Here is an 8,779-nt window from a genome sequence, read left to right as displayed (position 1 = left end):
TGGTCCGCGACAACCCCGACCAGACCATGACCGTCGACCCCTGCAACCTGCAGTTCCTCTACCAGGGCAAGTCCCCCACCGCGAGCGGCCCCTACGACCAGCTGCCCTGGCGGCCGGGCGTCCTCACCCTGCAACGCTGACCTTCCCGGTTGAGGGACTCCGGCCGTGCGGCGGCCGGGGTTCCTCTCAGCTCCGCACGGAAAGGCGATCCAGGGCCGAACTTCGCGAAGTGTTGACACATGGACCTTCCGACGGCGGTTTGCCGCGACCGCATCGTTGGTTAGGGTGGCGGGCAGAGACCGATTCCGATGCACAGGCTGATGGCTCCCGCGCGGGCCGAGTCAGACACGACGGGGGCTCGTTGGTGGGGGAGGCGCGTCGCATCCGCCGGATGCTCTGCGACGGGCGACCGGACGCGGTGGGCGTGTGACCGGCCGGTCGGGGCCCGCGGCGCTGCCCCCGTCGCTGCGTGTGCCGCTCGGGCTGATCGCGGCCCTCGCCGCGCTGGCGGTCGTCGGGCTCGGGGTCCTGTACGCCGGCCACGGCGAGCCCGGCAGGGTGGACAGGTGGATCATACGGCCGACGGCGGACGGTGTGCGTCCGCCGTGGCGGCACGTCGCCCTGGCGCTCGACTTCCTGGGGGAACCCGCGGGATCGGTGCTGCTGATCGCGGCGTGCGTGGCGGGCTGCCTGCTGCTTCGGTGTCCCCGCGCGGCGGTGCTCGTCGTGGCCGGCGCCGCCGTGGCCGTGGGGACGGCGACGCTGCTCAAGCACCTGGTGGGACGCACCATCCACGGCGACAACCTGTCCTACCCGAGCGGGCACACCGCCTTCTTCACCGCGCTCGCCCTCGTGGCGGCGCGGCTCGTGACCGGCCGGCTCGGCCTCGGCAGGACGGCCGGCACGTCACTCGTGCTGGCGGCGGCGCTGGTTGCCGGCGCCGCCATGGGCTGGGCGCAGGTCGCCCTGGGCGCGCACTACCCGACCGACGTCCTCGGCGGCTGGTGCACCGCGCTGGCGGTGATCCCGGCCACCGCGTGGCTGGTCGACCGGCTGGCTGACCGGCCGGCCGGCCGGACGGCCGACGCCGGCCGTCCGGAGCGCCGCTGACGTCACGTCAGGTCACGCCGAGCGGCGGAACACGGGCTTCACCGGCCGTCCGGCCAGCCAGGGGGTCGGGTCAGCGGCGTCCAGCGCCTTCCGGTACACCGCACATGCCTGAGCCACCACGTCGACGGTGTGATCGATGTCGGCCTCGTCGAGCGCGCTGCTCACCACGAACGAGGGAGCCAGCACCCCGCCCGCGAGGAGCCGGTGCAGGAACAGGGTGCGGTACTCCTGCGACGGCTGCCGGTTCTCGTCGAGGGTGGCGAACACCAGGTTGCTGGCCCGGCCCCGGACGACGAGGTGGTCGCCGACGCCCATGGCGGCCGCGGCGTCGCGGATCCCGGCGGCCAACCGCTCGCCGAGGGTGTGCAGCCGCGCGGTGACGCCCTCTTCGACGTAGGTGGTGAGCACGGCCATCGCGGCCGCCAGGGAGTGCGTTTCCGCACCGTGCGTGGTGGACAGCAGGAACACCCGGTCGCCGGTGTGGCGCAGCCCGCCCCGCTCCATCAGCTCGCGGCGCCCGGCCAGCGCGGAGACGGCGAATCCGTTGCCCAGCGCCTTGCCGAACGTGGAGAGGTCGGGGACGACGCCGTACAGGCCCTGGGCGCCCGCCTCGGACCAGCGGAAGCCGGTGATCATCTCGTCGAAGATCAGGACGCAGCCGTGCCGGTCCGCCAGTTCGCGCAGGCCGGCGAGGTACCCGGGCGGCGGCTCGGTGTGGGTGGCGGGTTCGAGGATCAGGCAGGCGACCTCGCCCTCGTACCGGGTGAGCAGTTCCTCCGTGGCGGCGAGGTCTCCGTAGGGGAACGCCACGGTGAGCTCGTTGGTCTGCGCCGGAATGCCGGCGGACATCGGTGTGGTGCCGATGAACCAGTCGTCGACGGAGAAGAAGGGGTGGTCGGCGCAGATGGCCACCCGCGAGCGCCCGGTGGCGGCGCGGGCGAGGCGCACCGCGGCCGTGGTGGCGTCGGAGCCGTTCTTCGCGAACTTCACCATCTCGGCGGTCGGCACCGTGGCCAGGAAGCGTTCCGCGGCCTCGACCTCCACGATGGACGGCCGGACGAAGTTGCTGCCGCGGTCGAGTTCCCGCCGCACCGCCTCGATGACGCGCGGGTGGGCGTGGCCGAGGCTGACCGACCGCAGGCCGGAGCCGTACTCGATGTAGCGGTTGCCGTCGACGTCCCACACGTGGGCACCGCGGCCGTGGCTGATGACCGGGGCCAGGTTCTCGGGGTACTGGTCGTCGCCCTTGGCGTAGGTGTGCGCGCCCCCGGGGATCATGGCGTGCAGCCGCTCGTTGGCCGCCCTCGACCGGGGCAGGTGGAGTTCTTCGGTGTCCACGGGGACCTCAGCTTTCTCTGTGCTTCAGGACCTCGGAGAGGCTGGGCGCCTCCCGGTCCCGCTGGGACATCGATGTGACCGGCAGCGGCCAGGGAATGGCGAGCTCCGGGTCGTCGAAGGCGATCGTCACGTCCTCGGCCGGATCGTGCGGGCGGTCGATCCGGTAGGAGGTGTCGGCGGTCTCGGTCAGCGCCTGGAAGCCGTGCGCGCAGCCCGCCGGGATGTACACGGTCGCCTGCGTCTCGCCGGACAGCTCGAAGAAGGCCCGGCCCAGGTACGTCGGCGAGCTCGGGCGCAGGTCCACGACGACGTCGAAGACCCTCCCGTACGAGCAGCGCACCAGCTTGGCCTCACCGGCGCCGGAGCGCAGGTGCAGGCCGCGCACCACGCCGCGGACCGAGCGGGACAGGCTGTCCTGGACGAAGGCGTTCGGGTCGAGGCCCACCGAGCGGACCACGTCGGCGTCGAAGGTGCGGCAGAAGAAGCCGCGTTCGTCGGCGTACGGAGTCGGCTCGAACAGGTACGCGCCGTCGATCTCCGGGACTTCGGTCGCCTTCATCGAGCCTCCTGATGCACGTGGGCGTGGTCGGCCGCCGGGAACAGGGCCGCGGTCAAGGCGGCGAACTGGTGCTCGAGTTGCCGGGCGGCGGCCAGGTTCCGCTCGGTGAGGGTCTGCCGCAGCTCGGCCGAACGCTGCTCCAGCGCCCGGAACTGCTCGAGCAGCCGGTCGGCGTCGACCTCGCGGGCCGGGTGGCAGAACGCGCCGAGGCCCATCCGGTCCATGAGCGCGTCGCTCTTCGCCGCATAGCTGAGGGCGAGCACCGGTGTGCCGGTCTTCAGCGCGCAGATCAGGTTGTGGTAGCGGACCGCGACCACGGTGTCGGCGGCCGCCATCTCCTTCATCAGGTCGGCCAGTGAGGCCGGTTCGGCCGCGGTGACCAGCGGAGAGTCCACCGCGTCGAGGATCGCGGCGACCACCGACGCATCGCAGTCGTCGCCGGTGAGCAGCCGGATGGGCCTGCCCTCCTCGACCAGCGTGCGGACGAACCGGATCGTCCCGTCGAGATAGCGCCGGTAGATCTCATCGGCCCGGGCGCGGTCGTCGTTGCCGCCGTGGAAGTCCATGACCCCGACGCAGACCGTGCCCGGCGAGCCGGAGGCCGGGCTCGCCGGCGGCGTCGGCAGGGAGAACGCCAGGTCCGGGTAGACCTGGTCGCGCGCGGTGTCCACGCCCATCGCCCGCATCGCGTCCCGGGACTGGGCGTCCCGGTACGACCGGTACGTGGCAAGTCGTGCCGACCACCGCACCAGGGCCCGGGTCGGCCGGTTGCGGATCGCGGCGGCGCCGACGCTGACCAGCGCGACCCGGGTGCCGAGCAGCCGGCCGCTCGCGCAGAGCAGGAACAGCGAGTACGGGAACCCCCACGGCCGCAGCGGCAGCGTCGCCTCCAGGACGCCCATGCCCGGCACGATCACCACGTCGTGCCGGCGCACCCAGGCGGCGGTGCGGAAGACGTCGACGAGTTTTCCCAGACCCTTCGCCGCGATCGCGCCCGCACGCGACGCGGTCCGGTACTCCCCGCGGTACCAGTGCAGCCGTGTCGCGGGGATCCCGAACCGGGCGGTGACGGCCTCGGGTCCGCCGCACAGCGCGTCCACGACCGCCTCCGGGTGCTCGGCGCGGAGGTGGCCGAGGACGGCCTCGAGTGACCCGTCGTTGCCGAGGTTGCCGGAGCCGAGCAGGCCGAACACCCCTACGCGCACCGGGGTTTCGTCCGCGGACGTCATGCGTGCCTCCCGTCCCGGCCCTCACGCCCGGCGACCAGGGCGTCCACGGAGACGGTGAGCTTGGCCGGATCGACCGGGGCGCGGTCCTCGACCCGCTCGCCGGCGCCCGGCCGGACCCGGCTGGTCATCCACGCGGCCAGGTGGCGGTAGCATTCGCGCCGCTCGGCAGGGGAGAGCGGCGCCCGCCGGATCGCCGAGGCGAAGCCCCAGACGTACTCGGCGAGCAGCCGGGGCGTCGGGTGCAGCAGGCCCGCCCGGCGCGGGTCCAGGTTGACGCACCGGGCGCGCTTGGACGGGTTCGCCCGCTCGGCGCGGGTGGGATGGTCGCGGCGGAAGTACAGCAGTTCCGGCACCTGGTGGAAGCGCCCGTGCAGGGCGATCTCGGCGACGAACGTGCGGTCCGCGTGGTGGTAGCTGTCCATCGGCCTCACCCGGCGCAGCGCGTCGGCCCGGATCACCCCGTAGAAGTCGTCACCGCCGGGCTCGAACAGCACGCTGCGGAAGCGCTCCGGCGGGTGCGGCGAGCCGGTGGCGAGCGTGTACTCGTAGGGGACCTTCACCTGGCCGTCGCCGTCGATGACCGCCTGGTCGGCGTGCGCGAGGATCACGTCCGGCCGCTCGTCCAGCGCCTCCACGCAGCGCCGCAGCAGGTCGCGGGCGTAGAGGTCGTCGTGCGAGGCCCACTTGAACAGTTCGCCGCGGCACTGGGTGAACACGTAGTTGTGGTTCGGTGTGGCGCCGACGTTCCGGAGCAGCCGGACGTACCGGATACGAGAGTCCTGCGCCGCGTACTTGCGGCAGATGTCCTCGGTCCCGTCCGTCGAGGCGTTGTCGGAGATGACCAGCTCGAAGTCCTCGTAGGTCTGGCCGAGCAGGGCGTCGAGCGACTCGGCGAGGTACTCCTCGCCGTTGTACACGGGCAGGCCGATGCTCAGCCTGGGTCGGTCGGTCATGAGGTCCTCACTTCGCGGATGGGGTCGTGGTGGTGCTCGCGCAGGGCCGACCGCAGCTGCAGCCACCACACGGCCGAGCCGCTGACGGTCGCGGCGGCGACGCCCCAGGCCGAGCCGACCGTGCCGGCCGTGGCCGCCCCGCCGAGCCCGCCGCCGACGTAACAGACGGAGGCGAACAGCTGGCAGCGCAGGCTGCGCCGGGCCGCGCCGAGCGCGCGCAGCCCGGCCGCCGCGCCGGTGCCGAGGCCGGCGCCCGCGACGCCGAGGGTGATCGGCACGATGAGCTGCGAGGCGGAGTGCCAGACGCTGCCGAGCGCCAGCTCGCCGAGCCGGTCCGGCATCAGCAGCAGCGCCCCGCCCCAGAGCAGCGCGGCGGCGGCCTGCCCGCCGCCGAGGAGGAGGCAGAACTTCCCGAGCCGCTGCGGGGCCTGCCGCAGCACCCGTGCCGCCTCCGGGACGGTGACCAGCGACAGCCCCATCAGCACGGCGAGGAACGGCCCCATCAGGAGCTCGGCGCCCCGCACCGCACCCACCGCACCGACCCCGACGATCGCGCCGAGCCCGTACGCCCGCAGCTGGCTCGCGCCGCTGAGGCAGGTGTTCTCGACCAGGTACCGGTAGCCGAGGTCGCGCTGTTCGCGGAGCCACCCGCGCGCCTCGGTCACCCGGGGCCGGATGCCGGACTGGAGGTAGCCGTACCCCGCCGCCACCGTGGCGGACGCGCCCCAGGCGAGCACGAAGGCGGCCACGGTGCCCACGCGGGCGGCCGCCACCATGGCCGGGACGAGCGCGACGGCCCACACGACGTCGTTGACGAACGCCTTCCGCCCGGTGCCGGCGGCGAAGAACGCGAACCGCCAGGCGTCCTGCAGCAGCAGCCCCGGCAGCATGACGCCGAGGCAGGCGAACGCGGGCCCCACGCGGCCGCCGAGGGCCAGGCCGGCCACCACGGAGGCCGCGCCGAGGGCGGCACCGACGCCGAGCGCGGTACCCGCCGACCGGGCCACCGCCCCGCGCCAGGACGCGTCCGGCACGCCGCTGAAGCGCACCACGAGCGGGTCGGTGGCAAGGCCGCGGGAGACGTTGAGAATCACGCCGTAGGTCACCCAGGCCAGGCTGAACACGCCGAACGCGGTCACCCCCAGCGAGCGGGCCACGTACACGCCCACCGCGAAGTTGCTGATGCTGGAGGCCGCCTGGTCGGCCAGTCCCCAGGACAGCCGGCCGACGAGGGCCCTCCTGGCCGTCGCCGCCCTCGGCGTCGTCTTCTCCCCCTCGACGGTCATCGGCGTCACGCCTTGATCAGTCCGGCGCCGTGCAGGGCGTCGGCCGCTACGGCGACGGTGTCGAACGGCAGCCCGGACCGCTCGGCGACGTCCAGCAGACTGTGCTCGCCGTCGGAGAGGCTGAGCACCCAGAGCATGGCCATCTGGGCTTCCTTGGTGTCGCTGCGGCCGCCGAGCGCGTCGTACAACCCGCGCCGGCCCAGCTGCGGTTCGCCGTACGGGCTGAGGTTGAGGTACCGCCGGTTGCGGTCGAGGACGGCGAACGCCTCGCGGCACACCGCGAGGGTGTCCTCCATCGCCTCAGGGGAGACGAAGTCCGGGTTGTCCGCCGAGGTGTGGTACTCGGGGTACCCGGCGTACGGGGTCCGGCTGAGCGAGCCCACGCCGAGATCGAAGCCGGGCGAGCAGTACTGCCGTTCGTCGTAGCCGTACGGAGTGAACTCGTTGATGGAGTGGGGGCGTTCGGATGCGGTGAGCACATGCCGCATCACCCGGTCGATCTCCGCGTCGCCGCGTCTGCTCTGCTTGTACGTCAACTGGCCCCGGTCCCCGGCGCAGGCCAGCACCAGGCCGTGCTTGACCCGCTCCACCCGCTCCGCGTTGCGGGCCAGCCAGGTGATCGCCCCGATGGTGCCGGGCGCGTAGATGAACCGGTAGGTGTAGTACGGCGTTTGCTGCGCCAGCGCGCGGGCCAGGAACGTCGCCACCGCGATGCCGGCCAGGTTGTCGTTGGCCAGCGACGGGTGGCAGACGTGGCAGGAGACGATCACCTCGTCCGGGACCTGACCGGGGATCACATGCTCGGCGTAGGTGAGGTGGCCGTCTTCGAGCGTGGAGTCGATGCGTACCTCGTAGTCGCCGTCCGGCAGCGCGTCCAGGGTCTCCTGGGCCAGACAGAACCCCCACTCCGGCTTGTAGTAGCTGGTGCGGTACGGCACCCAACCCGGGTGGTCCGGCAGGGTGTGCAGGTGCGCGCGGAGCTCGGACAGCGGCATGGTGGCCGACACCGGCACGCTGTAGCCGAGCACGTGCAGGCTGGACGCGGCGAAGTCGACCACCCGGTTGCCGGCGGAGTCGGCGATGTAGGCGTCGCGGATGTTCCACTCCTGCGGCACGGTCCAGTCGAGCACCTGCGTCCCGGTCGGCACCTCGTGCACCCGCAGCGGGACGTACTCGCCGACGATGTCCAGGGTGGCGCGCACGCCGTCGCCGGTGATGCTCCGGCACAGCGGGTACAGCCGCTCCACCAGCGCGTGCATCTGCCGGCCGGTCCCGGTCATCGGCGCCACCGCAGGGTGTCGTCGACGGCGCCGGCGTCGGACGCCGCGCGCAGCACGGCGAGGCGGGTGAAGCGTCGCTCGAAGTCCTCCCGGGTCAGCCCGAACTTCTGGTAGGCGTCCGCGAGTTCGAGCGCCCCCTGCTTCACCGTCCACTCGCAGTCGAAGCCGGGTATCGCGGCGCGGAACCGGGAGAAGTCCACCCGGTACGACCGCGGATCGGCACCGGTCTCCCCGGTGATCACCACCTTCGCGCCGGAGACCGCCTCGGCGACCTGTCCGGCGATCTCGGCGACCGTGACGTTGTTGGTCTCGCTGCCGATGTTGAACGCCCGGTCGTGCACCGCTTCCCGCGGCGCGGTCAGCGCGGCCGCGAAGGCCCGTGCGATGTCGGCGGCGTGCACCAGCGGGCGCCAGGGGGTGCCGTCGGAGAGCACCAGCACCTCGCCGGACAGCAGGGCGTGGCCCACCAGGTTGTTCAGCACGATGTCGGCGCGCAGCCGGGGCGAGTAGCCGAAGGCGGTGGCGTTGCGCATGAACACCGGGGTGAAGTCGCCGTCGGCCAGCGCGTGCAGGTCGTCCTCCACCCGCACCTTGGACTCCGCGTACGGCGTCACCGGGCGCAGCGGGGCGTCCTCGGTCACCAGGTCGTCGCCGCCGGCCGCGCCGTAGACCGAGCAGGTGGACGCGTACAGGAAGCGCCGCACGCCGGCGTCGCGGGCCAGCCGGGCGAGCCGTACGGACGCGTGGTGGTTGATGTCGTAGGTGAGGTCCGGCGCCAGCGATCCCAGCGGGTCGTTGGAGAGCGCGGCCAGGTGGATCACGGCGTCCACCCCGGCCACGTGCTCGGCCGTGACGTCGCGCAGGTCCACCCGGTGCCCGGACGGGTCCGCGGGCGGTTCGCCCAGCACGCAGTCGGCGAACAGGCCGGCGTCGAGGCCGACGACCTCGTGCCCGGCGGCCGCGAGGACCGGGGCCATCACGGTGCCCAGGTAGCCCTGGTGTCCGGTCAGCAGTACGCGCATGG

The 8,779-nt window shown here is 73.1% G+C and carries 8 protein-coding genes and 1 pseudogene; 2 read left to right on the top strand and 7 right to left on the bottom strand.

The genetic code is table 11. From position 1 onward, the window contains the following. Positions 1–140 (top strand): annotated as a pseudogene (locus tag AB0G63_RS12135) (alpha-L-arabinofuranosidase); the annotation flags it as partial. A gap of 286 nt (positions 141–426) precedes the next feature. Continuing rightward, the gene (locus tag AB0G63_RS12130) at positions 427–1,110 is read left to right on the top strand and encodes a phosphatase PAP2 family protein (RefSeq protein ID WP_360748242.1); all 684 of its coding nucleotides are present in this window, start codon (positions 427–429) and stop codon (positions 1,108–1,110) included. A gap of 12 nt (positions 1,111–1,122) precedes the next feature. On the opposite strand, the gene AB0G63_RS12125 is transcribed toward AB0G63_RS12130, so the two are convergent. From AB0G63_RS12125 to AB0G63_RS12095, 7 genes are read right to left on the bottom strand one after another with little or no spacing between them, the layout of a single operon-like run. After that, positions 1,123–2,448, bottom strand: coding sequence for a glutamate-1-semialdehyde 2,1-aminomutase (locus AB0G63_RS12125; RefSeq protein ID WP_360748239.1), 1,326 nt, complete (start codon positions 2,446–2,448; stop codon positions 1,123–1,125). Between the two features lie 7 nt (positions 2,449–2,455). Beyond that, positions 2,456–3,007 (bottom strand): dTDP-4-dehydrorhamnose 3,5-epimerase, encoded by a 552-nt coding sequence (gene rfbC / locus AB0G63_RS12120; protein ID WP_360748236.1) that lies wholly within the window; start codon positions 3,005–3,007, stop codon positions 2,456–2,458. Then, positions 3,004–4,236 (bottom strand): polysaccharide pyruvyl transferase family protein, encoded by a 1,233-nt coding sequence (locus AB0G63_RS12115; protein ID WP_360748233.1) that lies wholly within the window; start codon positions 4,234–4,236, stop codon positions 3,004–3,006. The genes rfbC and AB0G63_RS12115 overlap by 4 nt, the downstream gene beginning before the upstream one ends. Then, positions 4,233–5,189 (bottom strand): glycosyltransferase family 2 protein, encoded by a 957-nt coding sequence (locus tag AB0G63_RS12110; RefSeq protein ID WP_360748230.1) that lies wholly within the window; start codon positions 5,187–5,189, stop codon positions 4,233–4,235. The genes AB0G63_RS12115 and AB0G63_RS12110 overlap by 4 nt, the downstream gene beginning before the upstream one ends. Next, a complete protein-coding gene (locus tag AB0G63_RS12105; protein WP_360748227.1) occupies positions 5,186–6,475 on the bottom strand; it encodes a hypothetical protein in 1,290 nt (429 codons plus the stop codon). Before AB0G63_RS12105 ends, AB0G63_RS12110 begins: the two co-directional genes overlap by 4 nt. A 5-nt stretch (positions 6,476–6,480) precedes the next feature. Next, the gene (locus tag AB0G63_RS12100) at positions 6,481–7,764 is read right to left on the bottom strand and encodes a DUF4910 domain-containing protein (RefSeq protein ID WP_360748224.1); all 1,284 of its coding nucleotides are present in this window, start codon (positions 7,762–7,764) and stop codon (positions 6,481–6,483) included. Beyond that, positions 7,752–8,777 (bottom strand): SDR family oxidoreductase, encoded by a 1,026-nt coding sequence (locus AB0G63_RS12095; RefSeq protein ID WP_360748221.1) that lies wholly within the window; start codon positions 8,775–8,777, stop codon positions 7,752–7,754. The genes AB0G63_RS12100 and AB0G63_RS12095 overlap by 13 nt, the downstream gene beginning before the upstream one ends. Positions 8,778–8,779: the final 2 nt, after the last annotated feature.

Source organism: Streptomyces sp. NPDC020996 (assembly GCF_040641355.1).
Lineage (GTDB): Bacteria > Actinomycetota > Actinomycetes > Streptomycetales > Streptomycetaceae > Streptomyces.
The sequence above is the reverse complement of the archived record's forward strand: the minus strand, read 5'-3'. Positions and strand labels throughout refer to the sequence as shown.